Origin of the sequence: Wenyingzhuangia fucanilytica (assembly GCF_001697185.1) — a bacterium.
Lineage (GTDB): Bacteria > Bacteroidota > Bacteroidia > Flavobacteriales > Flavobacteriaceae > Wenyingzhuangia > Wenyingzhuangia fucanilytica.
In genome coordinates this window covers 1,521,688-1,547,555 of record NZ_CP014224.1, presented here as the reverse complement: position 1 = coordinate 1,547,555, position 25,868 = coordinate 1,521,688, and the positions used below count along the sequence as shown (strand labels likewise).

At 30.9% G+C, this 25,868-nt stretch carries 18 protein-coding genes; 9 read left to right on the top strand and 9 right to left on the bottom strand.

Annotated elements, in window-relative coordinates:
- Positions 1-18: 18 nt before the first annotated feature.
- Positions 19-2,469: an endopeptidase La gene (gene lon, locus AXE80_RS06325; protein WP_068825504.1), complete on the bottom strand. Its 2,451-nt coding sequence runs from the start codon at positions 2,467-2,469 to the stop codon at positions 19-21.
- Between the two features lie 187 nt (positions 2,470-2,656).
- On the opposite strand from lon, the gene AXE80_RS06320 reads away from it, so the two are divergent.
- Entirely contained in the window at positions 2,657-3,787 is a 1,131-nt protein-coding gene (locus tag AXE80_RS06320; RefSeq protein WP_068825502.1) for a cysteine desulfurase family protein, read from the top strand.
- Here the strand turns inward: AXE80_RS06320 and AXE80_RS06315 are convergent.
- The 6 genes from AXE80_RS06315 to AXE80_RS06290 form a co-directional block, all read right to left on the bottom strand.
- Positions 3,784-7,197 carry a DUF3427 domain-containing protein gene (locus AXE80_RS06315; protein ID WP_068825500.1) on the bottom strand — a complete coding sequence of 1,138 codons (3,414 nt, stop codon included), beginning with the start codon at positions 7,195-7,197 and terminating at the stop codon, positions 3,784-3,786. The genes AXE80_RS06320 and AXE80_RS06315 overlap by 4 nt on opposite strands.
- Positions 7,190-7,585: a (deoxy)nucleoside triphosphate pyrophosphohydrolase gene (locus AXE80_RS06310; RefSeq protein WP_068825497.1), complete on the bottom strand. Its 396-nt coding sequence runs from the start codon at positions 7,583-7,585 to the stop codon at positions 7,190-7,192. Before AXE80_RS06310 ends, AXE80_RS06315 begins: the two co-directional genes overlap by 8 nt.
- A gap of 430 nt (positions 7,586-8,015) precedes the next feature.
- Positions 8,016-8,723, bottom strand: coding sequence for an LrgB family protein (locus AXE80_RS06305; RefSeq protein ID WP_068825496.1), 708 nt, complete (start codon positions 8,721-8,723; stop codon positions 8,016-8,018).
- Positions 8,724-8,732: 9 nt separating this feature from the next.
- A complete protein-coding gene (locus AXE80_RS06300; protein ID WP_068825494.1) occupies positions 8,733-9,095 on the bottom strand; it encodes a CidA/LrgA family protein in 363 nt (120 codons plus the stop codon).
- Between the two features lie 177 nt (positions 9,096-9,272).
- Entirely contained in the window at positions 9,273-9,620 is a 348-nt protein-coding gene (locus tag AXE80_RS06295) for a TfoX/Sxy family protein (protein ID WP_068825492.1), read from the bottom strand.
- Positions 9,621-9,758: 138 nt separating this feature from the next.
- The gene (locus AXE80_RS06290) at positions 9,759-12,662 is read right to left on the bottom strand and encodes an FAD-binding and (Fe-S)-binding domain-containing protein (RefSeq protein WP_068825490.1); all 2,904 of its coding nucleotides are present in this window, start codon (positions 12,660-12,662) and stop codon (positions 9,759-9,761) included.
- A gap of 90 nt (positions 12,663-12,752) precedes the next feature.
- Between AXE80_RS06290 and AXE80_RS06285 the strand changes: the two genes are divergently transcribed.
- The 7 genes from AXE80_RS06285 (at position 12,753) to AXE80_RS06255 (ending at position 21,997) form a co-directional block, all read left to right on the top strand.
- A complete protein-coding gene (locus AXE80_RS06285) occupies positions 12,753-14,132 on the top strand; it encodes a sulfatase-like hydrolase/transferase (protein WP_068825488.1) in 1,380 nt (459 codons plus the stop codon).
- A gap of 407 nt (positions 14,133-14,539) precedes the next feature.
- Positions 14,540-15,112 carry a hypothetical protein gene (locus tag AXE80_RS06280; protein WP_068825486.1) on the top strand — a complete coding sequence of 191 codons (573 nt, stop codon included), beginning with the start codon at positions 14,540-14,542 and terminating at the stop codon, positions 15,110-15,112.
- A gap of 410 nt (positions 15,113-15,522) precedes the next feature.
- A complete protein-coding gene (locus tag AXE80_RS06275) occupies positions 15,523-18,201 on the top strand; it encodes a T9SS type A sorting domain-containing protein (protein ID WP_083194599.1) in 2,679 nt (892 codons plus the stop codon).
- A gap of 349 nt (positions 18,202-18,550) precedes the next feature.
- A complete protein-coding gene (locus tag AXE80_RS06270) occupies positions 18,551-18,922 on the top strand; it encodes a VOC family protein (RefSeq protein ID WP_068825482.1) in 372 nt (123 codons plus the stop codon).
- 181 nt (positions 18,923-19,103) lie between these two features.
- On the top strand, positions 19,104-19,796 hold the full coding sequence (gene aqpZ / locus AXE80_RS06265; RefSeq protein WP_335673672.1) for an aquaporin Z: 693 nt from the start codon (positions 19,104-19,106) through the stop codon (positions 19,794-19,796).
- Positions 19,797-19,985: 189 nt separating this feature from the next.
- The gene (gene rlmF / locus AXE80_RS06260) at positions 19,986-20,942 is read left to right on the top strand and encodes a 23S rRNA (adenine(1618)-N(6))-methyltransferase RlmF (RefSeq protein WP_068828719.1); all 957 of its coding nucleotides are present in this window, start codon (positions 19,986-19,988) and stop codon (positions 20,940-20,942) included.
- A 47-nt stretch (positions 20,943-20,989) separates the two neighbouring features.
- On the top strand, positions 20,990-21,997 hold the full coding sequence (locus tag AXE80_RS06255) for a DHH family phosphoesterase (protein WP_068825477.1): 1,008 nt from the start codon (positions 20,990-20,992) through the stop codon (positions 21,995-21,997).
- A 280-nt stretch (positions 21,998-22,277) separates the two neighbouring features.
- Here AXE80_RS06255 and AXE80_RS06250 read toward each other — a convergent pair whose 3' ends face one another.
- Entirely contained in the window at positions 22,278-23,345 is a 1,068-nt protein-coding gene (locus AXE80_RS06250) for a methyltransferase (RefSeq protein WP_068825475.1), read from the bottom strand.
- A 410-nt stretch (positions 23,346-23,755) separates the two neighbouring features.
- Here AXE80_RS06250 and AXE80_RS06245 point away from each other — a divergent pair, with 410 nt between their 5' ends.
- Positions 23,756-24,397 carry a DUF1801 domain-containing protein gene (locus tag AXE80_RS06245; protein ID WP_068825473.1) on the top strand — a complete coding sequence of 214 codons (642 nt, stop codon included), beginning with the start codon at positions 23,756-23,758 and terminating at the stop codon, positions 24,395-24,397.
- Positions 24,398-24,456: 59 nt separating this feature from the next.
- Here AXE80_RS06245 and AXE80_RS06240 read toward each other — a convergent pair whose 3' ends face one another.
- Positions 24,457-25,866 (bottom strand): ArnT family glycosyltransferase, encoded by a 1,410-nt coding sequence (locus AXE80_RS06240; protein WP_068825471.1) that lies wholly within the window; start codon positions 25,864-25,866, stop codon positions 24,457-24,459.
- Positions 25,867-25,868: the final 2 nt, after the last annotated feature.

Below are 25,868 nucleotides of genomic sequence, written 5' to 3'. Positions count from 1 at the left end.
TAACTTTAATAATTATGCTTACAAACGTTTAGCGTTTTGCACTTTTTGTTTGGTTAAGGCTATTTCTAGCACTTCTTTCATTTCTGATACATAGTGGAATTTTAATCCTTTTACATAAGATTCATTAATTTCCTCTATGTCTTTTTTATTGGCTTCGCACAAAATAATTTCTTTGATGTTTGCTCTTTTAGCAGCCAATATTTTTTCTTTTATTCCCCCTACAGGTAACACTTTACCTCTTAAAGTAATCTCCCCTGTCATGGCAATTTTAGATTTTACTTTGCGTTGTGTAAAACTAGAAACCAAAGAAGTTAACATGGTAATACCTGCACTTGGTCCATCTTTAGGAGTTGCTCCTTCTGGCACGTGAATATGTACTTTGTTTTCGTCTAAAGTTTTTTGTTTGATTCCAAAAGCATCCGCATTTGCTTTGATATATTCTAAAGCAATGGTTGCAGATTCTTTCATTACATTTCCTAAATTTCCTGTAATAGACAATCCTTTTCCTTTAGATAAAATAGATTCAATAAACAAAATATCACCACCAACACTTGTCCAAGCCAAACCTGTAACAACTCCAGCAACATCGTTGTTTTCGTATTTGTCACGTTCCATTCTAGCAGGCCCAAGAATGGTTTCAATTATTTCATTATTTAAACTTACTTCGTACTCCTCTTCCATAGCGATGGATTTGGCAGCATAACGAACCAATTTAGCAATAACTTTTTCTAAATTACGCACTCCAGATTCGCGAGTATAACCCGTTACCACAAATTCCAATTGAGATTTCCCAATTTTTAAATGTGAGGCTTTTAGTCCGTGTTCTTTTAATTGTTTTGGCAATAAATGTCTCTTGGCAATCTCTAATTTTTCTTCAATTGTATATCCAGAAACATTAATCATTTCCATACGATCTCTTAAAGCCCAAGGAATATCTCCAATGCTATTGGCAGTAGCAATAAACATTACTTTAGATAAGTCATATCCAACTTCTAAAAAATTGTCGTAAAAAGCTGAGTTTTGTTCAGGGTCTAATACTTCTAACATTGCCGATGCAGGATCTCCTTGCATACCCGCAGCCATTTTATCAATTTCATCTAACACAAAAACAGGATTACTTGTCCCCGCTTTTTTAATGTTCTGAATCAATCTACCTGGCATGGCTCCAATATAAGTTTTACGGTGTCCTCTAATTTCGGACTCATCACGTAAACCACCTAAGGCCATTCTGATATATTTTCTACCCAAAGCTTCGGCAACGGATTTTCCTAAAGAAGTTTTTCCAACTCCTGGAGGTCCGTATAAACAGATGATTGGAGATTTCATGTCTCCTTTTAATTTTAGAACAGCCAAATGCTCTATAATTCTATCTTTTACTTTTTCTAATCCAAAGTGATCACGATCTAAAACTTCTTCTGCTTGTTTTAAATCAAACTTGTCTTTGGTATAAGTATTCCATGGTAACTCCAGCATCAACTCTAAATAGTTACGCTGTATAGAATATTCCGGCATTTGAGGATTCAAACGCTTCATTCTAGTCACTTCTTTTTCAAAAGTTTCTTTAACATCTTTAGACCATTTTTTCTTTTTGGCCTTTTTTAGCAACTCTTGAATTTCAACTTCGTGAGAGTTTCCTCCCAACTCATCTTGAATGGTTTTTAATTGCTGATGTAAATAATACTCACGTTGTTGTTGGTCTAAATCAATTCTAGTTTTGTTCTGAATATCATTACGTAACTCCAAACGTTGTAACTCGGTGTTCAACTTTTTTAAGGTTGCAATAGCCCTATCTTTTAAGCTATTGATTTCTAACAACTCCTGCTTTTCTTCTACAGATAAATCAATATTAGAAGATATAAAGTTGATTAAAAATGAGTTGCTCTGAATGTTTTTAATAGCAAAGGTTCCTTCGGATGGAATATTAGGGTTTTCTTGAATTACGTTTAAAGCTGTGTCTTTAACAGTTTCAATAATTTCCTTAAACTCTTCTGAGTCTTGCACAAACATATCATCAATCATTTCGGAAGTAGCAGCCATAATATATGGTTCGTTTTGCACTACCGCATTTAATTTGATACGCTTTTTACCTTGAATGATTACCGTAGTATTTCCATCAGGCATTTTTAGCACACGTAAAATTTGTGCTACTACCCCTGTGTGGTATACATCCTCAAAAGTTGGATTTTTATTAGCTGCATCTTTTTGAGCTACAATTCCTAAAATCTTATCTCCTTTGTTTACCGCTTTAATCAACTCTATCGCTTTATCTCTAGTGGCAGTAATTGGAATGACTACTCCCGGAAACAAAACAGTGTTTCTTAAAGGTAAAATAGGTAAGGTTTCAGGCACTAATTCTTTATTCATTTCCTCTTCATCTTCAGGAGATAATAATGGAATTAAATCTGAATCTTCATCAATCATATTGTGAAAAGACAATGTGTCTATTTTTATGTTTTTATGTCTGCTCATATTCAATAAATGTCATTATGACATTGTCTAAGTTTTTATTTGCTCAATTGGAATCTGCAAAGATACAGAAAATCAAGCATGTATTATTAGCTAGGCTAATTAAGTCAATATTGATGCCATACCTATAAAACTGACAAATTGTAAATAGCTATGGTGTATTATATACAGAACACTTACTTTTGCAGGTATGAAACGAGTATATTTAGACAATGCCGCTACTACTCCAATGCTTCCAGAGGTTGTGGAAGTAATGGTAGCCACCATGCAATCCACTTTTGGAAACCCTTCATCTACCCATGCTTTTGGACGTAGCGCTAAAGCGGTGATAGAAAATGCTCGTAAAAATATTGCCAAACATTTACACTGTACTACTTCGGAAATTGTGTTTACCTCTGGAGGTACTGAGGCTGATAATTTTATTCTTAAAAATGCGGTTAATCACTTGGGTGTTCAACATATTATTACTTCTCCTTTGGAGCATCATGCGGTATTACACACTGTTGATTTTTTAGCTGCTAAAGGCACTCAAATTTCATATGTAAATACTTTAAATGATGGAACTATAGATTATCAGCATTTAGAAGATCTTTTATCTAAAAGCACTCAAAAAACGTTGATTTCTTTGATGCATGTGAACAATGAAATTGGAACCATTTTAGACTTACCTAAAGTAATTGCTTTAAAGCAGCAGTACAATGCTTTGTTTCATAGTGATACTGTGCAATCTATAGGACATTTTCCTCTAAATTTAGCTGATATAAATATTGATTTTATTACGGCTGCTGCTCATAAATTTCACGGCCCAAAAGGAATTGGTTTTGCTTTTTTTAGAAAAGGAACTGGAATACATCCAGAAATTTTAGGAGGTGAACAAGAACGTGGTTCTAGAGCTGGAACAGAAAATACTGCTGCCATTGTAGGGATGGAAAAAGCTTTGTCTATATGTGTTCAGCATATGGAAGATGATGTAGCTCACTTAAAAAACCTTAAAGAGTATTTTATCAGCAAATTTATTTCTAAGGTCCCTACTGCAAAATTTAACGGAGTATCTGGTGATGTACACCAAAGTACTCATACAGTTATTAACATACAGTTTGACAAAGATTTACCTATGCTGCTTTTTCAACTAGACATGAAAGGAATTGCGGTTTCTGGTGGTTCTGCTTGCCAAAGCGGAAGCAACAAAGGTTCGCATGTACTCCAAAGTTTTTTAAACGATGAAGCACAACAAAACACTTCTTTAAGAGTTTCTTTTTCTAAACTCACCAGCAAAGAAGAAGTTGATTATTTTGTGGAGGAGATTGTGGGGTTGGTTTAAGACTCTAACACTTTTACAAACTCCCCTACCACTCTCATATTTTGACCATTTTCTTCGTTTATAATAATGTCTTTAAAGTTACTATCATATGAATTTGGTTTTAAATAAATTGCTGTATGTCCCCAACCATCTTCTGTAACAATCTTTTCACTTACATAAGTTTTAACAGTGAATGCAGAATTGAATTCTGTGTTTTGAAAATCAACATTTTCTACTAAAACAATTTTTCCATTCCTAGAACCTCCTGAATATTCCTTAAATAGACATATTGAATTGTTAGGAATGATTTTATTCATAGACTCTCCCAGAACTTTACATGCAAAAACATTTTGATTATTATAATCTGTATCAACTTCGAGCATTGAATAATCTTTATCTACTTGCATTTCACTAAAAGAACCAGCTGCTGCATAAAAATCATAAAAAGGAATAGTGAAAATTGGTTTTTCTTCTTTAACTATATTTTTCTCTATTACAGCTTTAGGTAATTCTAATAAATTTGTATCAACTGTGGTTGTTATATATCTATATAAGTTATCCGGTACAGGATGTTCTAATAAAAAATTAAACTTAATAATTGGTTTACCATCACTTGTCCTTGTTTGTTCAACTTTTTCTTTATTAAGATAAATATCTCCTAAATAATAAAACTCAGAACCTTCATCATTACTTTTTTTAGTAAAAAGAGGTAACCTAATATCACCTTGAACTCCTAAAATTGACTTAACATCTTTACTTGTCAATTTACGATTAGACTTTGACATGTATTCCAATTCTTTGTTGTTAACAAATTTATCTTCATACTTCGTAGATTCTGAAATATCTTCTTCTTTATTATAGTTTAAAAAAATTGGACAATTTTTGTAGTCTGCACTTACCAGGTAACCTCCTACATTTTGTGCTACAGGATTCTCAGGAGTATTTAATATTCTGAAAACATCTTTTCTTGAATATTTTTGGTATAAAATAAATCCATCCTTCCAATCCTCAATTTTAAATTTATTATTAAATGTATCAATTGAAAGTTTAATAGAATCTATCAAATAAGAATTGAATATATCTTCTTGTATTAATTGTAAAAACTCATCCTCTAAGAAAATAGTTTCATTCTCTACATAAACTATTTTTAAATTATAAATATCTTTTACTGCAATTAACTTTTTATCTTTTTTATCTCTAATGAATTCAAAGTTAATATTTGATATCGTTGAATTTAAAGTCTCTTTACTGATTTCAAACCCATAAGTGTAATTTATTAAATTTATAAAATTATCATAAGTGATTTTATGATTCTCTATTAACTCTTTAAGTAATATACTTTCTGTAATTCTCTTTGCATTGTTAATTTCTTTAGAAAACAATTCCAACAATTTTACTGATTTATTAGAAAGTGTGTGTTTGTAATCTTTTTCTACTTTGTTTACGAAATTTAAATAGGACTTTGAGTAATCAACATATAGATATGGGTCTCTAGAACCATGTTTTACAAAATCCATCATCATAGGAATTCTTCCTAATTTGAATTTTAATAACTCATAATCTTTTCTCAAATCTGCTAATCTATCCATTTTTGCATTATCGATAGATTTAAAAATTTTTTCTTTAGAAATTTCATCAAAATTAATTGTTGAAGTTCCTGGTATTTCTCTACTACCTTCTGATAATAATTTTCTTAATGTGTCTTTATTATATGAAGTGTCTCCATAAAGAGCTATAGGAATTAAATAGTTATTGGTATAATTACCAATAAAATCAATAATTGTTAAATAATGTTTCTCATTAATTTTTCTAAGTCCTCTACCTAGTTGTTGAATAAAAATAATTGATGAGTCTGTTGGTCTCATCATAATAATTTGATTCACTTTTGGTATATCAATTCCTTCATTAAAAATATCAACAGTAAAAATGTAATCAATTTTTTCGTTTATATTATCCGACTCTAATAATTCAATTGCTCTAATCCTTTCATCTTCAGAATTATCACCAGATAGCGCTATTGTCTTATATTTCCTCTCATTAAACTTTAAAGAAAGTATTCTAGCCTCTTTGTTTGATGAACAAAAAACAAGTCCTCTAACTATTCCATTATCGCAACCATACAGATGAGCCTTTTCAATAATTTTATCAACTCTTTCATCCGCAGCTAATAAATTAAAATCACTTTTATTTTCAATTAATTCATCATTAATACTTAAATCCGTTACTCCATAATAATGAAAAGGACTAAGCATATTTTCTTCCATAGCTCTGTTTAATCTAATTTCATAAGCTATATTATGGTCAAATAAACTAAAAATATCATTCCCATCTGTTCTTTCAGGAGTCGCTGTCATTCCTAGTAAAAACTTAGGAGTAAAATATTCTATTAATCTTAAATAAGACTCAGCACCTGACCTGTGAGATTCATCAATAATAATATAATCAAATAAATCTTTATCAAATTGATGTAAATGATTTTCTCTTGAAATAGTTTGTACCGTAGAAAAAATAAAATCTTTATCTAAATCTTTGTGATTTCCAGAGTATAACCCCATTGTTTTTGTTTGACCAAAAACTGATTGAAATGTTTCTAAAGCTTTTTTAGCAATATTCAATCTATGAACAACAAATAATAATTTTTTAGAATTAAAAGCCTTAGCATCAAAAGCTGATAAATATGTTTTACCTGTACCCGTAGCAGAAATTAACAAGGCCTTATTTTTATTAGCCAACCTCAAAACCTCTATGTTTTTCAATGCTTCTTTCTGCATTGAGTTTGGAGAGATTGTTTTAGTTGTGATATGCTCATCATCTCCTTTTGTACTATACAATCTTTGTTTATTGTATACTTCTTTATACTCTTCTATAAATTCAGAAGTAACAACAATTCCTTTATTAAAGTCATCTTCAAACTCTCCTACTACTTTATCTACAATTTCACTATCATATAAAGCAGAAACCTTAAGGTTCCACTCTTTATTTGTAGTCAGAGCTGAATCTGTTAAGTTGCTACTACCTATTATTAAATTGTAATAATCAGCTGTTTTAAAAAGATACCCTTTAGAATGTGAATTTTCTTTAGTAGCTATTCTAAGTTCAATGTTTTTAAATTTTAAAAGTCTTTTTAATGCTTCTGGCTGAGTAAAATTCAAGTATTGAGAAACTAATATTTTACCTTTAATATTTCTTTTCTCAAGTGCTACTAAGGTATTCATTAAAGTAGCAACACCTCCAGTTGTTACAAATGCAACTGATATAAAAAAAGATTCACAAGACTCTAACTCATTAATAATAGTTGATAAGACTTTTACTTTAGGCTTCTTTCTATTTACCAATAACTCTGGTTGATAAAGAATTTCTGAATTAATAGTTTTGTCTATAAAACCTGTTTGAATACTTTTTTCAAAACCTTGAATCGAAAATTTATTCATTATCAATTAATTTTGAAACTATTGGTAAATCAGCAGCAGCCCAATCTAAATGACTTAGATTATCATTTTTTAACCATTGTGCTGAAATATGTTCTTTCAACTTTATTTTTTTAGAATTTGTTATACAGTTGAAACTGTGCATTGTTATTTCAAAATCTGGATAAGTATGTACAACCGTCAAAAACAAATCTTTAATCACAGGCTTAATGTCTAGTTCTTCAGTTAACTCTCTAGCCAATGCTTCTTCTTTAGTTTCTCCCTTTTCAATTTTACCTCCAGGAAATTCAAATTTCTCAGAAATATAATCTAATTTACTTTCTGCTCGTTGAACACATAAAATTTCATCTTCAAAATGGATGATTGCTGCAACTACTTCTATTTTCTTCATTTAATTTAAGGGAATTTAATCTGGAAATCAGCTACAGAACTAATCAGAAACTGATTAACTAAACTAAGTAAATCAATTTACTTAGTCAAGATAATTTTTGAGTTGTTCTTTCCACTCTATTGCATTAATTTAATTAAAAAAAGTACTTTCTATCAGCTTAAAAAAATTCAACCTTTGCAATAAAAAAAAGCACCTTTACTTTTACTTAACTGCAACGCTCCTCTTTACAAAGAGGAGCGTTGCAGTTGTACAAAAGAAACGTTTCAGTTGTTTAAGAGAAACGTTGCTTTTTAATTTGGATGACTTCCTCCATATATCATAAAGTTTTGGGATGTTTAAAAACCCTGTTTGAGTACTTTATAAAACCTTCTTTTGAGGAGTATTAATTCTTTTATAATCAATTTATAAAAAACAGAATGATTGGTGAAATTTAAAACAAGTCACAATAATGTAATAATTGTAAAATATATGGAGCTAACAAAGCGGTTAAAATTCCATTAACTATAAGTCCTATACTAGACATCACACCATAATTTTCGCTAATCTCCATAGATTTAGAGGTCCCTACTACATGAGCTGCAGTTCCCATAGAAATTCCTTGAGCAAGAGTACTTTTTACTCGGCTAAACTTCATAATTCCATAACCAAAAATAGAACCAAAAATTCCAACCAAAATAACTACTGATGCAGTTAAAGGCGGAATACCTCCAATGGTTTTAGAAACTTCCATGGCAATAGGTGTGGTAACAGATTTTGGTGCTAAAGACAAAATAATATCTCTAGGGGCCCCCATCCATTTGGCAATCAATACTACAGAGACTACTCCTACCAAACAACCTACCAATTGAGAAACCAATATAGGCACTGCTTGTTTTTTAATTTTACCTAATTGTTGATACAAAGGAACTCCCAAGGCTACAATTGCTGGTTTTAAGAAAAACTCAATCAATCTACTTCCTTTGTGGTAGACTTCAAAATCAATTTTAAAAATAAAAAGAAAAGAAATAATCATAATGATGGCAACCAAAATGGGATTTAACAAAATGATTCGAGTCTTTTTCTGAATAAGTTGAGCCACAAAAAACGCGACAAAAGTTAAGGTTACAATACATATGTCATTTTCAAAAAAACGTGCCATAGCTAATTTCTATTTGTTTGTTTTTTTCTGTACCACACTTTTGTTATCAATAAACAATTGATGTGTCCAACCAGTAATAGCTAAAACCAAAATAGTACTAACCAAAGAAGCAATTAGTATAGACCAAAAAGAAGTTTGAATCACATCCAAATACAACATAATAGCCACACCTGGAGGCACAAAAAAGAAAGACATATTTTGGGTTAAAAAAGAAGAAATTCCGCTAACTGTAGCTATTTTTACCCAACCCAATTGTAAAGAAAGTGTTAATAATAACATCCCTATAATACTTGAAGGTAATTTGACTCCAGTAAGGTAGACAATCAATTCTCCTATAAGTAAACAAACTAAAATAATAACTACTTGTTTCATAGACTATGTTTTGTAATGAAGATCCTATTTAAAAACATTAGGTTTAACAATCAAATTTACCAATTTTAATACAGGTTTAAGTGTATAAAACAAACCTTCTATATCTATTAACAACAGAATATAACACCCAATTCCACTACCTTTTATTAATCATGGAATAAAGATTAATGGTATAAATTAAGATCTCTTCTTTTTAGAACTTTTAGCCAAAGGATTAAAGTCTAAACATTTCTGAATCCAAAACGCTAATTGTTCTTCAGTATCTAAACCATCGGCATCAATAAACACATAACCTTTCATGGCACGTCCTGTAAAATTCATTTCATTTACATGATTCATTTCTAATGCGAAAGGATAAAAATCTGTACCGATCCTTGCCATGAATTGTTCCTTCACAATTCCAAAACACATTTTATCATCAACCATATAGCACAAACCACCCATCATTTTTTTAGCGTTAAAAACAATGTTTTTACCTTTTAAAACTCTGGTAATTCTTTCTTCTAAATAGGTATCGTATGCCATGTTAAATTCTGTTTTATAAATATGATAGACTACTCTTCTACTCCGCTCAGTGGCCCTGTTTTGTAAAGAATCCTCAACTATGCTTTTGCAAAGATTAACACAAGCTTCTTGAACACTTTATGTTTTATAGTTTTTAGACTAAATCAAAGCTTGTCTTAATGCCGAAACAGCATGCAAACTTTCTTTTTGTGTTCCGTCTTTTATTTGGTGTCTACAACTGGTTCCAGAAGCTACAATTAAACTTTCTGCCTCTAAATTTCTTAGTTTAGGAAACAAAGTATCTTCTCCCATTTGCATACTCACCTCGTAATGTTCTTCTTCATACCCAAAAGAACCTGCCATACCACAACAACCAGTGTTTAAAACGGTAACCTTGTAATTAGGGACTATATTTAACATGTCAAAAGTATGTTTGCTAGTACTTAAAGATTTTTGATGACAATGCACATGAATCTTAACATTTTTATCTTCTTTGGTAAAAGCATTAGCAACTATATTTCCAAGTGCTATTTCTTTACTGATGAACTCTTCAATACCCAAAACATGTTTTGCTGTTTTTTTAGCCAAATCAATATCATCACAGAGTCTTAAGTATTCATCTCTAAAAGTTAGAATAGCAGAGGGTTCTACCCCTATCAAACTGTGATTTTCATCAAGTACTTGACCAAAAATTTCAACGTTTGTATTGGCAACTTCTTTGGCTTCTTTTAAAAATCCTTTAGATATCAAAGCCCTACCACTTTGCTCATGTTCTAAAAACACCACTTGATAATTTAATTGATGTAACAACTCCAACGCATCAATTCCTATTTCTACATCGTAATAATTGGTGAATTCATCATTAAAAAAATAAATTTTTTTAATTGGATTTTTCAGTTGTAATTTTTCGTAGTTGTTTTGAATCCACTGCGTTAGTGTAAATCTTTTTAAACTTGGCAAAGTTCTTTTGGTGCTAATTCCCAATACTTTTTTAGCCAATAAAGTATTGCTAAACATATTGATGAAACCACTAACTACTGTAAGTTGCTGATTGATGTTGTTTACTTTTGCAAACAATTTGTTTCTAAAAGAATAGCCGTTTTTCTCTTGATATTGATATAAAAATTCTGCCTTTAAAGCCGACACATCTACATTACTTGGGCACTCACTAGCACAAGCCTTACAGCTGATGCATAAGTCAAAAACTTCTTTTAAAGTTTCATCATCAAACTTGTTGTCGGTTTTATTGTTGGTCAACACTTCTCTTAAAGCATTGGCTCTTGCCCTAGTAGTATCTTTTTCGTTTTTGGTTGCTCTGTAACTAGGACACATGGTTCCTCCTGCAGCTACAGATTTTCTGCAATCTCCAGATCCGTTACATTGTTCTGCCAAACGTAAAATTCCCTGGTTATCGGTAAAATTCATTAAAGTAGTAATTTGTGGTTCTACCCTATTGACTTCGTAACGCAAAGATTTATCCATAGAAAATGGATTGATAATTTTTCCCTTGTTAAAAATATAATGAGGATCAAAAGTTTCTTTTAATTCTTTTATCAGTGCATAGTTTTCTTCACCAATCATCATTGGAATAAACTCTGCCCTCACAATTCCATCACCGTGTTCACCACTTAAAGATCCTTTGTATTGTTTTACCAATTGCGCCACTCTTGTGGTAATGGTTCTAAACAACACCACATCATTTTCTGATTTTAAATTTAAAATAGGACGCAAATGAATTTCTCCAGCTCCAGCATGTGCATAATACACTGCTTGTTGGTTGTATTCATTCATCATTTTAGAAAAATCAGCAATAAAATTAGGCAAGTCTGCTAAACTTACCGCGGTATCTTCTATACAAGCTACTGCTTTTTTATCACCAATTAAATTCCCCAAAGCCCCTAAACCAGCTTTACGCAAATCGTGAATGCCATTTATTTTGTCTCCAACAATTTTAGGATGTGCATATCCAAACCCATGATTTTCTAAATCTGCTATTAGAGCATCCGCTTGCTTTTGGGCATCTCCCATCGTATCAGAAGCTACTTCTAACATCAAAATAGCGGCAGGATCTCCTTCTAAAAAAGTTCTATTTTCTTGTTGAGAACGTATAGATTTGGTACAATCTAAAATGATTTTATCCATCAATTCACAATTGTACAATTTGTGCTTCATGGCTATCACCACAGATTCCATACACTCTTGAACTGAGTTAAAATGCGAAGCCACCATTATGTTTTTTGTAGGGGGAACATCATCTAACTGCAAAGTAATTTCGGTAGTAAAAGCCAAAGTCCCCTCGCTACCACACAAGACTTTTGCCAGATTAATTGTTTTTTCTGTTCCTCCAAACAATTCAAACTTTAGCAATTCATCAATAGCATATCCTGTATTTCTTCTATGGATATCCATTTTAGGAAATTCCTTAACAATCTCTTGCTGAACATCAACTTTAGAAAATTGATTTAAGATCATTTTATAAATATTTCCTTCAACAGAATCTAACGTTGCTTTTTGTTTAAAATCATCGGCATTTATAGCCTCAAAAGCCACTTCACTCCCATCACTTAAAATGGTTTGTAAACGGATGATTTTATCGCGAGTAACTCCGTATCTAATAGAAGTAGTTCCAGAGCTATTGTTCCCCACCATTCCTCCTATCATACATCTGTTAGCCGTAGAAGTATTAGGACCAAAAAACAAACCATCTGCTTGTACATAACGATTTAAATCATCGCGAATTACTCCTGGCTGAACAGTAATTTGTTTTAGCTCTTTGTTATAATTTAAGATTTGTGTAAAATATTTAGAAACATCTACCACCAATCCATCACCCACACATTGCCCTGCCAAAGAAGTTCCGGCAGTACGTGGAATTAAAGTTGTGTTGTGCTTATTGGCAAAAGCAATAATACGTTTTAAATCACTCTTAGACTTAGGATAAGCTACCCCAACAGGAATTTTTCTATATACCGATGCATCAGTTGCATAAATATTTTTGTGTAGCTTATCTGTTAAAAGATTTCCTTCTAAGCTTTTATTCAGTTTTTTTAGTGATTTTTTCATGAGTTTAAAAATAAAGAAATGGAATGAGATTTCTTTATCTAATGGTAGGGTAAAACAAAAGTTTCTTGTTTTAGTAAAAAACAATACACCATGGTAAAATTTAATAAAAAGAAAAAACACATTTTTATACAGGTTCAATTTATAATTATCTTTATCATTACCTGTTATTTTATATTTTTTGCCACTAGCTGTAGTGCTTCTGCTAATGATATTATGGTAGATAACATTGATGTTTCAGAAGAAAAAGACACTTTATTTACTTACCATCAAAACGTACAAAAGCCAAATGTTTTATTAATTATTGCCGATGATATGGGAATGGATGCTACACCTTATGCAACACTGTTAAGTAGTATAAAACCTACCATGCCAAATTTAGATCATCTCACACAAAATGGGGTAAGATTTAACAACGCTTGGGCTTATCCACTTTGTACGCCAACTCGTGCAAGTATTTTAACAGGAAAACATGCCGTTTCTACAAATATGTTATCCCCAGGAGATGTTATTAACCTAAATGAAACTAGCCTACAAACTTTTATCAACAACAATGGAACCACTCCTTATGCAACTGCTTTGTTAGGAAAATGGCATTTGTCTACAAACTCTAGCGACCCTGAAAAATTAGGAATTGATAGTTATAAAGGAAACACAAGAGGTGGATTAAACGATTATTACAATTGGACTTTACAAGAAGATGGTATCAATACTAGTATTACAAATTATTATGGAACCACTGCTTATACAGACTATGCCATTGATTGGATTAACAACCAAACAGAACCATGGTTTTGTTGGTTGGCATATAATGCTGCACATTCAACTTTTCACACACCCAAAGATGAAAGTTTATATACTCACGAAGGGAGTAGCACTTTAGACATGTATATACAAATGCTAGAAGCTATGGATACTGAAATAGGACGATTGTTAAACAGTATTCCACCTGATGAATTAGCCAATACAACAATTATTTTTGTTGGTGATAACGGAACGCCCTCTCAAGTAGCACAAAGTCCTTTTAGCAGAGGAAAAGCCAAAGGTTCTTTATATAACGGAGGCGTAAATATTCCTTTAATTGTTGCTGGTGCCAATGTTTCTAGAAAAAATGAAAGTGATGATTCATTAATTCAAACCACCGATTTATTTGCTACCATTGCAGACATTTGTAATGTTACAAATCACGATATAAACGAAAGTATTTCTTTTAAACCTTTGCTTAGCCAAAGTATTAAACATGCTAGACAATTTTCTTTTAGCGAAGTACTTGCAAACGGTCCTTCTTTTGGAGGATATACCGTTAGAAATCATCAATATAAATTAATCTATAATGAAGACCTTCAGGAAAGTTATTTGTTTGATGTGATGAATGATTATGCAGAAACAATCAATTTATATGATGGGAATTTAAGTGATGAAGAACAAAATGCTTTTGATGCTTTACAAGCAGAAGCCTCTAGAATAAAATAATTCAGTATTAAAACAACATCATTGTCCTAATTTATATTTCCTAGTTCAAAATATAATACTGTACAAAGCAAACTCTTAATGGTTTTAATCATTAAGAGTTTTTTTTAGTAACAGTTAAAACTAATTTTTCTGAGGAAAATATAACATGAATAAGCATAAAAGAACAATATGATAAACGTCATATAATCCCTAAACGTATTAACATAACTTTAAATTATAAATTAGGAGTTAAAACTTGTGATAAAAAATCTTACTTTAGTACAGACCACACATCAAAAAAACTATTCATATATATTTAACAACATTTATATGCTTCATCATCTTAGTTATATCTACTACAAACACATAAATATCAAATCACAATAATAGTTTAAGAACAAAAAATTAATAATTTAAATATCAGAAAAATGAAAGCAACAAAATTTTTATTACTGTTAACCTTAGTTGGTTTTCTTACTAGTAACAAAGTAAATGCCCAAGATGGAATTCCAACAGAGGTAACATCTATTGTTAAAATGGACTTAGAAAAAGGACAGGAAAAACTATCCGATCTTGGTTATGAAATTTGTGGATCTAGTTTGTTTGGTAAAAAACAAGATTGGTATAACGAATCCACTAAAAATTGTATAACCATTAAATTTGACAAGAAAAAAGTGATTACAGAAGTATTACCTAACTCAGAAGTTACAAAGTGTCAAAAAGCGATAGAGGCATCTCATAAAATTTGGGAAAAATATCACGATGGTCAAGCTCCTGTAGATGCAGCTAAAATAAATGAGGAACGTAAAAAACTAAGTGATAAAGGGTTTAAAGTTTCTTATTGGGTTGATCAAATATCACCAGGTAACAGTTCTGAATATTGGGTTAACGAAGACACCAAAAAAGTAATGCTGATTGTTTGGAAAGTTGATGGAAATAAATGGCTTATGACAAATAAAACGGATTATGAATATGGTAAAAACCCAGCATTAAAACATTAAAAAAATAAATACCTATCCAATAAAATAGGCGATGACTAAAGAGTTTGCTTTGTATCAAACTCGATGAGTAGTCATCGCCTATTTTTATATCCTATAATCAACACTCATAGTTACAAATTCACATATGCTTTGTGTGTTTCGTCAAAACAAACTAGAGTTATCAATATTTCATCAAAAACCATAAAAACATATTTATTTTTAAATATATCACCCTTAAAACTTTAAAACAATTTATGATTTAGTTAAATTTGACGAAATTATCAATAATTAAACATTACCCTTAAACCTATTATGGAAAAACTTTTTACTGTTTTTATCATGGATTTAAGTCCATAACTCACCTATCATGCTTTAATAAAAAAGTCTAACTAAGCTTAAAAATTAATTATATCAATCAAATATTATATAATATGATTTATAAGTCCCCAATTAAAGTATTCAGTCTTTTTATTATTTGTTTATGCTTTAGCATAACAATATCCGGTCAATTACCAACTGGCCAACAAACTACCGAAACGGGTAGCATACCAAGTTATTCCCATGAATATGGGAGTGAGATGGAATTGCCATATACACCAGACATTGTAAGATATCATCACCAAAAAATGTTTTTAGTAGATACGGACAAAGTTCTTCATGTATACGAAAATGGAGATGAAATATTAACACTTGATGTAAACCTTCATCCCGATAATGATAACAATAATGTAATTACAGACATCAGTTTTAACGGTAATTATTTTGGTTTACTATATAAACATGTAGCGTATTTTTACGATTTAACAGGTACTCAAAAATTCCAAATAGGACAAACAGATAGTTATGGTGTAGACCACCCAACAAAGTTTAACAGAGGGAGGGCCTTATTAATTACGAATCAATATGTATATATAAGAACACGTAACAGGGTTTCGGCTTGGAAATTAGAGGATGTCATCAATTCTACCGCTCAAAATTTACCAGTAAAATATGCCTACTCTGAAGCATTAACAGGGAATGGATCCAATAATTATGATAGAGATGTATTTGCTCAAAAAGGAGATGTTATTTATTTAACAGAAAGAAGCAGTAGTAAAATACACACCTTTAAAGAGTCAGAAATTACTGAAGACACTATACCATTAACAGCACTAAATATAGAAGTAAACAATCCAGAATACGGAGCTTTTATTGGTGAATTTTATGGAGTATTTAGTAAAAACAATGTGGCTGTCTTTTTTGACTTAGAAAACAATTCTAATCCCAACCCCCTTACAGATACAAATGGGTTTGGAAACTATTTTACAACTGAAAATTATTTTTATTATCAAAGTAGTGAGAACTCAAAAGTTTTTAAATCTATTAGACCAAATAAAAAAAACATCTATATAGCAGAGGAAAATACAGACATTGCTACAAAATTGTATGCTCAAAAGGATTTGTCATACTATAAATTATTAAACGACAAAGAACTAAGAAACACTACAGCAAAGCACTATATAAAAACCAAAGAATTAATAGAAGTTGTTGCACATGAAAACTATATTAAAGTAAACAATTGGCTAGCCAAAGATTACTACAATGTACATCTTGTAGGTAAAGTAGATAATTATCAATTTAACATAGGGGTTATAGATACTTTAAAAGGATTAACAGCCTACTTTATTCCAAAACCATGGAAAGCAAAAAACTTTAAATCAAATGGAGTAAATTTAAGTAACAACACTAATGTTTCTTTAGATTTTTCTGAAGTTTCTGAGCAAAATATAAATGATTTTGAACTTAATTATTTAGCATTAGACAATGAAAATCTACAAAGATTAAAACAAGTTACTGTAGATTGGAAATTACAATTTTATGACCGTGTACTAACCGGTGATAAAGATATTTGTGGCGGAACTATTCCTTGGAATACACATAGGCCATTGGAATTAAGATATCTGTTAACACTTATGGAGAATGGTGCTTATATGGTATCTAAACCTCTTTTTCAAGAGGATTGGCTAAAAACATCTTTTAACAACTTTTCTGATAACAACATACCTGACGAAGATAGAGTTTTACAAGCTGAGCTTGACAATTATAGTGAGGAAGAAAAAAGTATATGGGAAAGTAATGGATGGACGGTTGATACCAAACATATTTATAACAAAGCACATAGAGCAAAAATTCTAGAAAAATACAAAACCAAAACATTTAACCTTGGAATTACTGGAGGTGGTGGTCTTGGAGGTGGTGCTACTTTAGGCCTTGATAATAAGAATTTTGTTGGTAAATTATTTAATTACGAACCTGCATTTGTAGAACTTTATGAAAAAAATCAAAGATATTATTTATTAAGTGATAGTACTATTTCTTCAAAAGGAGATACTCCTTGGAATCTTACAGCACATGAAATTGGACACACCTTAGGTTTTAGTCACGGATCTAGTTATTGTGTTAGAAGTAATAATTCTCATGTACTATTATCTAATATTCATCATTCTTATATGGTGAGTCAAAATGATTTATTGGTACTGAAAAATGAAATGACTGGTAGAAGTTTAGCATTAGAAGCTAACAATTCTGGAGATGCTAATATTTTGGCAAGAGGAAGATGTAGAACTCCAGCAGAATTTGGAGGAGCATGGGGACTTCATAACATAGAATTACCATCAGACAGAACATCTCCTGAATTTCAAGAGTACTTAGTGCAAAATGCTATAGGTAAAGGATTAGAATATTTAAAAACTCTTGATATCAATCAAGGATACCACTATGCTGCTGGACACGAACCTTATGAAATTACTTCATTTGAAATTAAAGATGAAACTTTAAACATCACAAATGACTACTTATTTGATGGCATTGAAATTCCTACTGATACTTTAAAAACAAATAATTCTGAAGAAAATTCACAAGGTATTACAGTAAGTCCAACTCCTACAGATGGAATACTTACCATTTCTGGAATAGACTCAATAAAAACGTTAAACATTATTGATATAACTGGGCGCGCCTGTCAATTTACTAGAACATCTAACAATCAACTTGATATTAGTAATTTAAGGACTGGTGTTTATTTTTTAATCGTTAATAACACAACATCTATAAAAATTTATAAGTATTAAAAAATCAAATCACCTCAAAGAATTTTTGGGGTGATTTTAAATCTCTTTAAAAGGTAGTTTACCTTTTATAAATGAGTAAAGCCCACCAATGTACCACCATTGATGAGCATTTACCTAAAAAAGCTAACTAAACTTTTTTTATTAAAACAAATTTACTTTCACTGTATTAAAAAGGGATTAGAGAAAAATTAGAATGTAATTAGAGTTTGTTTTAGCATAAAAACCAGTGATTTTATTTAATACTCCTACTCTAGTCAATCATTAAAAACTAAAAAAATATTAAGGCTTTATAACAAAGAAGATTATTCCTTAAATTTAGTAGCAAAGAATAAATTTAAAATTGATCACTATGAAATTAGGTGCATTTTCTGTGAGTCTAAATGTTAAAGACATTGAAGCTTCAAAACAGTTTTACGAAAATCTTGGATTTAAAATATTTGCAGGAGACATCCAACAAAACTATCTAATCATGAAAAACGAAAATTCATTAATAGGTCTGTTTCAGGGAATGTTTGATCATAATATTCTCACTTTTAATCCTGGTTGGAATGAAAATGCAGAAAATATTAATGAGTTTGATGATATTAGAGAAATTCAAAAACAATTACAAAACAAAAATATTTCCCTAATTACAGAAGTGGAAAAAAATACAACTGGGCCAGCAAATCTTATGATATCAGACCCTGATGGGAATGTTATTTTAATTGATCAACATCGTTAAAAGACATAAAAAAATAATCTACAGTAGCTAAGATAATTAGCTTACTACAAAACCTAAGTTTTTATTATATTTAAAGAATGTCGTTTTTTTAAGCTAACTACATAAAACAAAAGTTACCAAACCCTAACACTATTGGTTTGTGTCTTTTGATCAACTAAACTATTTAATAACTAACAAAAAAATTATGAAAAAACTAGTCGCAGAATTTATTGGAACCTTATGGTTAGTACTTGGTGGGTGTGGTAGTGCTGTTTTAGCCGCTGCTTATCCAGAATTAGGAATAGGATTCGTTGGTGTTTCCATTGCCTTTGGTTTAACAGTTCTAACAATGGCTTATGCAATTGGCCATATTTCAGGCTGTCATTTAAACCCAGCTGTAACCATTGGACTTTGGGTAGGTGGTAGATTTGACAAAAGAGAACTAATCCCTTACATTGTTGCTCAAGTATTAGGAGGAATTGTTGGTGCAAGTATTTTATACCTGATCGTAAGTGGAAAATCTGGATTTGACATTGGAGGATTTGCTGCAAACGGATATGGTGAACATTCTCCTGATGGTTATAATATGATGTCAGCACTTATTACAGAAATTACAATGACCTTTATGTTTCTGATTATTATTTTAGGAGCTACACATCCTAAAGCACCCAAAGGTTTTGCGGGTATAGCCATAGGTTTAGGATTAACATTAATACACTTAATTAGTATACCTGTTACCAATACCTCTGTTAACCCAGCAAGAAGTACAAGTCAAGCATTATTTGCAGGAGATTGGGCAATGGGACAATTATGGTTGTTTTGGATAGCCCCAATTGTAGGAGCAATTTTAGCAGGATTGGTTTATAAATTTATATCACCTGAAACCAAAAATTAAAACAATACATTTATTTTTTATGAAACAACCGAGATATTTCTTAAGAAACATCTCGGTTGTTTTGTTTTTATAATTCTCCACACAAACTTATAAACACATTTTAAGGATTGATTCTAACTCCAATGCTTTGTGTATCTTTACCAATTGCTAAAAAGCTTTTTAAAAACAGAAGTAACAAAACAATCCATCATGTCTAAAGAGAAAAAGAAACCTATTAAAAATAAAATTCATTCTCGTAACAAAAACAAAGATCGATATGATTTAAAGGCTTTGAGTAAAATCAACCCTCAATTAACAAATTATATTAAACCAAATATAAAAGGAGAAGACACCATTGATTTTACAAATCCGACTGCCATAAAAACATTAAACCAATCTTTATTGCAATATTATTATGGTATTAAAAATTGGAATTTTTCTGATGATTACATCTGTCCATCTATCCCCAACAAAGCAGATTACATTCACCACATAGCAGATGTTTTAACCGAAAGTAATTTTGGTAGTTTACCCTTAGGTAAAAATATTACTTGTTATGATATTGGTATGGGGGCTACATGCATCTACCCTATTATTGGAGTTACAGAATACCATTGGAATTTTATAGGTTCTGAAATTGATGAAACTTCTCTCCTATCTGCTCAAGCCATTGTAAATGCTAATGATTCTCTAAAAGACAAAATTGCTTGTAGGTTACAAGGTACTTTAAAAGACTTTTTTTATGGTATTATAGAAAAGGATGAAAAAGTAGATATTTCTATTTGTCACCCTCCTTTATACAGTTCCTTAGAAGAAGCCCAAAAAGGAGTACAGAAAAAAAACGCTCCTTACTCACTATCTGAAATTGGAAGTGAAATTATTTATGATGGTGGAGAAACTGCATTTTTACAAAAACTAGTAAAAGAAAGTAAAAAGTTCTCACAAAATTGTTTTTGGTTTTCTGCCTTGGTAAGCAAGCAATCTAACCAAAGAGGTATGATAGATTTTTTAAAGGAACTAGGAGCAACACAAACCAAAACCATCCCTATGGGAATTGGGAATAAATCTAGCCAAATTATTGCTTGGACATTTCTCTCAAAAGCAGAACAAATTGATTGGAAAAAATTAAGATGGACACCTAAAAAGACAACTTCGTCTCAAGAATAATTGTAATTTAAAAACACTTAAAAAGAGTATTTACTCACCTCTATTTCATGAATATCTACAAACAAATTGAAGCAGAAATATTAGCTGCCTCGCATATCGTTATTACTGCACACAAATCTGCAGACGGAGACTCCGTAGGATCTTCTTTAGGTTTATTATATTTTATAGAAAAACTAGGTAAATCAGCCGTTATTTGCCATCCTGATAAAGCACCAGACTTTTTATATTGGTTAGATACCACCAACATTTTGTTGATGGAGGAAACCCCAGAAAAAGTTACTTCTGCATTTAAACAAGCAGATTTAATTTTTTGTTTGGATTACAATGCAACCAACAGAGTTGGACCAGAAATGCAAAGTTTATTAGAAGTGTCTACTTGTAAAAAAATCATGATAGATCATCATCTAAATCCCGAAGATTTTCCTTTCTTAACAGTATCAGAAACAACGGTTTGTTCTACTTCACAGTTAATTGTTGAATTGATAGAACAATCGGGACATATTGATTTGTTAGATCAAAAAATTGGAACGCCATTATACCTAGGAATCCTAACAGATACTGGTAGTTTTAGGTTTAACTCTGTACAACCTAGAACTCACGAAATATTAGCAAAACTTTTAGCCTCAGGTGTAGAACATCATTTAATTCATGAAAAACTAAACGATAATAATACAGAAAGTCGTTTGCGTTTACAAGGATACGCAATGAGTGAAAAACTTGAAATTTTGTATGATTATAATGTGGCTATAATATCTTTATCTAAAGAAGAATTGGCCAAATACAACTATAAAAAAGGAGATACTGATAGCTTAGCCAATTTGGTTTTATCAATCAAAGGAATGAAAGCCGCTATTGTTTTTACTGAAAGAGATGGTATTATGAAAATTTCATTTAGATCTAAAGGAGCAGAAAATCCTGTAAATGTTTTAGCAACCGAACATTTTAATGGTGGTGGACACGCAAATGCTTCTGGAGGAATGAGCGAATTAACCGTTGATGAAACCCTAAACAAGTTAAAAGAATTGATTCCTAAATATTTCCCAAAAGATTCATAATATATTTTTCTGAAGAAGATTTTTCAGTAAATAAGTACTGAAAAAATCAAACTAAAAATTAATTGATTTACCCGTTGTGTATTTGGAGTAAAAAATAAATTACAGATGTCAGTTCGAAAATTTTTTTCTGAGAAAAGAAAGTAAAAATTGTTCCCGAAACTTCGGAAGAGAACTAATTTTACTAGTATCAAAATCCGATTTCGATACAAATTTCACTCATTTACAATCGTAAAATTCACTCAATCTGACAAATATTGTTACAAATACACAACGGGTTTATTTATATATTTATCAGCACCCACAACTCTACTTCTTCTGCTGCACGCCAATGTTGTTCTCTTTTTGTTTTGTCAGAAGCTGATTTAACAGACTTCTTTAAACATTTTTCTAATTTAAATCTACCTCCATTAGCCAATTCTTTTTCTACAGGATGTTCTTTTGTTACCCCTGTGATTTGTGCTAGATTAGAAAAAACAACTAGCAGTTTTCCATTGGGTAATAATCTTTTTTTAGCAGCTTCAAAAAAGGCAGGAAATAGAGTTTCATTATAATAAATAGCCTCATCAAGATTCTCAATATCGCTAGATTCTGGCAACCAAGGTGGATTAAAAACAATCAATTCACTAGGCTTATGCCAAGCACCAAACAAATTCCCAAAATTCAATTCTAATTTTCTAGACAGTTTTGTTTCTCCCATAAATTCCTTTAATCCTATAATGGCGTTTGGATTGGTATCTGTAGCAAAAACCTTCTGAAAACCGTGTTTAATCATTAAAAAAGAAAGTACTCCACTCCCAACTCCAACATCAATAGCAGATTTTTTAGTCCCTTCATAACGTTTTAACCAATTGTCTAACAAAATTAAATGATCAAAACGAGTGGGAAAATAAGTTCCATAATAAGGATGTACTTTGTTTCTTAACACCGGAATAGTAATTCCATTTTTAAACCATTGCCAAGCACTATTCAATCCTTGTACTTGTGGAAAAGTCAATAAAAAATTTGCTGTATCTGGATATAATTTTTCTAACCAACCAATGGAGGGGGCTTTTTTAACAATTAACTTATTAGCTACAATTTCTATCAAAATTAAATTTGATAATTTATGATATTGTGCCCTATAATCACGTTGCTCTTGAAAAGATTCGTTAGGGATTTTTTTAGATAGATATAGGTGTAACTCCTTAAGCAATAACAATCCATTACTATAAAATGCAGTAATTAACACAGGCTTACCTGCTTCTAAATCTTTAATGGTACGTTTTACATCAGAGGCTGCGTTAAACATCCCTAATCGTTTTCCAACTACCATAGGTGCTGGTTTATTTACACTAATATCTGTAATCATTACTTCTTTTATAAGAAATTAAACAAACACTCATCATGCATTTTATTAAAAGACTAAACAACTTTTAATATTTAGTAGCGTGATGTGTTTTTTAAATGGTTGCGATTTGCAGAGTAATGAGCAAAGTAAATCGTAAAATTAAAATTAGATCATCATTATAGTCATCAATCATTAAGCTGACTCCTATGGTTTTATTGATCGTAATAAATGCTAAAGAAACAAGCATCATAAATTCGCTAAAGAAATGCGAAAGAATAATTAATATCAACTGATAAATAATACTTAATCAAAGGTACTTTAATTATCTATGATTTAAAGGAATCAAAAAAATAATATTTTGTCCAAATTAGAGTATTGATTATCTACAGGAGATATGGTAAATTAGAGCTTCCTATCAAAAAGTAAGAATGATGAATCCCAAGGTTGATGAGTATTTAAACAAGCTAAAAAAATGGCAAGAAGAATTGGAAATATTAAGAGCCATTCTTATAGATTGTATGCTTACCGAAGAGTTTAAATGGCGAGTTCCTTGCTATACCTTTAACAATAAAAATGTGATATTACTAGCCAATTTTAAAGATTACTGTGCTATTAGCTTTTTAAAAGGAGTTTTGCTAAAGGACACTGAAAACCTTTTGATTTCTCCTGGAGAAAATTCACAATCTGTAAAATATCTTAAGTTTACCAACCCTCAAGAGATTCAAAAACTTACTCCTATCATAAAATCTTATATTTATGAAGCTATTGAAATTGAAAAAGCAGGATTAAAAGTAGACCTAAAAAAAAGTACAGATTTTGAATTGGTAGAAGAACTACAAGAAAAGTTAAAAGAAAACAGCAAATTAAATACTGCTTTTAATGCTTTAACCCCTGGACGAAAAAGAGCTTATAACTTATTTTTTTCAGGAGCAAAACAATCTAAAACACGTATTTCTAGAATTGAAAAATACGAAGAACGAATTCTTAATGGTAAAGGTATAAACGATTGTGTTTGTGGTCTATCTAAAAGAATGCCCAATTGCGATGGTTCTCACAAGTACATCAAAAAATAAGCACCCAATTAATACATCAAAAAAAAGAGCTGTTATTAAATATAACAGCTCTTTTTGTTTTAAGGATTGTATATAAATAATTGAGATTTTTTATTAGTCCCAACCAATGTTAATTGTTCTTTAAAAACATCTGGCATGTTTTTATAATGTGAATTCCTTGATAAAATATAAAAAGGATCTTCTTGTTTCATTAAATCTCCTAATTCTTCTGCCGTATCAATGACTTTTATTTTTCCAGAAGTATAAAACTGCGAAGAATAAGATTTAAACTCCCACGCATAACAATCTGTTACTTCTTTGTGGGTCATTTCTTTTAATAAATGCTTGTCTGTATTTTGCCAATTGGTGTCTGTATAAAAAGTATTCATCCCTATAAAACCAATAAATACTAATACAGGTACAACCATAGCTCCTATAAACCAAGCCTTTTGTTTTTGATAATTCTCAAAATAATGCATTACCAACAATCCTAAAGGAATCATACTTGGTAAGGTATAAGTATGAATTAAACTTTTAGAAATGGTAAAAAATAAAGGAGTCCATAACATCCAAAACCACAAATAAGTTCCCCATTTGTCTTTTATCAATTCGTTTTTCTTTTTAATTCCTTTGGCAATAACAAACTGAATCCAAGGAAGAGAAAAAAGTAATAAAAATACCCAAATCATTCCCATAGGTTGTTGCTTGGCAAAGCCGTATTTATCTCCTTTCCATCCAGATTCAAAAAAACGTTTGTAATGTTCTCCAACAAAAAAGTAATCAATAAAACCAGGAGTTCTAACTTCTGCCCAATAATACCATGTAAATGAAATTACAAAAGCAATCATCATTCCTGGCAACCAAAAAGCTTTTTTAAAAAACGCTACTAATTGTCCTTTATACAAACAAGACCACACAAAAATTGGCGGAACAGTTAAAACCAAAACAATAGGCCCTTTAGCCAACATACCAATAGCAACACCTACCCAAGTAACAAACTTCCACGCTCTTTGATTGTAATTTTCTTTCAATGAATTCCAAAAACCAACCATAATTAAAGTAATCCCTACTAACAAAGAAGAATCTGTAGACACTACTCCGCAATGAATGTAATATTCTGGAATGGTAAACAACACCAATGCAAACCAATACGTTTGTTTTTTGGTAAAATCTAAAGCTTTAGCAACAAAAACAATTAAGAAAACTTGTAATAAAAAAGAAGGTAAACGAGCAGCAAACTCATTCACCCCAAAAATTTGGTAACTAAAAGCAGAAATCCACGTAGACATTGGTGGTTTTGCCCAAAAAGGAACTCCGTAATCTATTTGAGGAGTTACCCAATTTCCTGTATCATACATAATACGAGCAATTTCGGCATATCTAGCTTCTGTTTTATCTAACAAAGGAAGCCATGCACTTACCAATAAACGAAGGGCTCCAAGAAAAAACACTGTAATTTCTAAAGCGTACTTTTTAATATTTGCCAACATGA

Excerpts from the sequence above, each read along its gene's own strand:
- lon (WP_068825504.1), bottom strand. The coding sequence starts at position 2,469 with ATGAGCAGACATAAAAACATAAAAATAGACACATTGTCTTTTCACAAT.
- AXE80_RS06320 (WP_068825502.1), top strand. The coding sequence starts at position 2,657 with ATGAAACGAGTATATTTAGACAATGCCGCTACTACTCCAATGCTTCCA.
- AXE80_RS06315 (WP_068825500.1), bottom strand. The coding sequence starts at position 7,197 with ATGAATAAATTTTCGATTCAAGGTTTTGAAAAAAGTATTCAAACAGGT.
- AXE80_RS06310 (WP_068825497.1), bottom strand. The coding sequence starts at position 7,585 with ATGAAGAAAATAGAAGTAGTTGCAGCAATCATCCATTTTGAAGATGAA.
- AXE80_RS06305 (WP_068825496.1), bottom strand. The coding sequence starts at position 8,723 with ATGGCACGTTTTTTTGAAAATGACATATGTATTGTAACCTTAACTTTT.
- AXE80_RS06300 (WP_068825494.1), bottom strand. The coding sequence starts at position 9,095 with ATGAAACAAGTAGTTATTATTTTAGTTTGTTTACTTATAGGAGAATTG.
- AXE80_RS06295 (WP_068825492.1), bottom strand. The coding sequence starts at position 9,620 with ATGGCATACGATACCTATTTAGAAGAAAGAATTACCAGAGTTTTAAAA.
- AXE80_RS06290 (WP_068825490.1), bottom strand. The coding sequence starts at position 12,662 with ATGAAAAAATCACTAAAAAAACTGAATAAAAGCTTAGAAGGAAATCTT.
- AXE80_RS06285 (WP_068825488.1), top strand. The coding sequence starts at position 12,753 with ATGGTAAAATTTAATAAAAAGAAAAAACACATTTTTATACAGGTTCAA.
- AXE80_RS06280 (WP_068825486.1), top strand. The coding sequence starts at position 14,540 with ATGAAAGCAACAAAATTTTTATTACTGTTAACCTTAGTTGGTTTTCTT.
- AXE80_RS06275 (WP_083194599.1), top strand. The coding sequence starts at position 15,523 with ATGATTTATAAGTCCCCAATTAAAGTATTCAGTCTTTTTATTATTTGT.
- AXE80_RS06270 (WP_068825482.1), top strand. The coding sequence starts at position 18,551 with ATGAAATTAGGTGCATTTTCTGTGAGTCTAAATGTTAAAGACATTGAA.
- rlmF (WP_068828719.1), top strand. The coding sequence starts at position 19,986 with ATGTCTAAAGAGAAAAAGAAACCTATTAAAAATAAAATTCATTCTCGT.
- AXE80_RS06255 (WP_068825477.1), top strand. The coding sequence starts at position 20,990 with ATGAATATCTACAAACAAATTGAAGCAGAAATATTAGCTGCCTCGCAT.
- AXE80_RS06250 (WP_068825475.1), bottom strand. The coding sequence starts at position 23,345 with ATGATTACAGATATTAGTGTAAATAAACCAGCACCTATGGTAGTTGGA.
- AXE80_RS06245 (WP_068825473.1), top strand. The coding sequence starts at position 23,756 with ATGAATCCCAAGGTTGATGAGTATTTAAACAAGCTAAAAAAATGGCAA.
- AXE80_RS06240 (WP_068825471.1), bottom strand. The coding sequence starts at position 25,866 with ATGTTGGCAAATATTAAAAAGTACGCTTTAGAAATTACAGTGTTTTTT.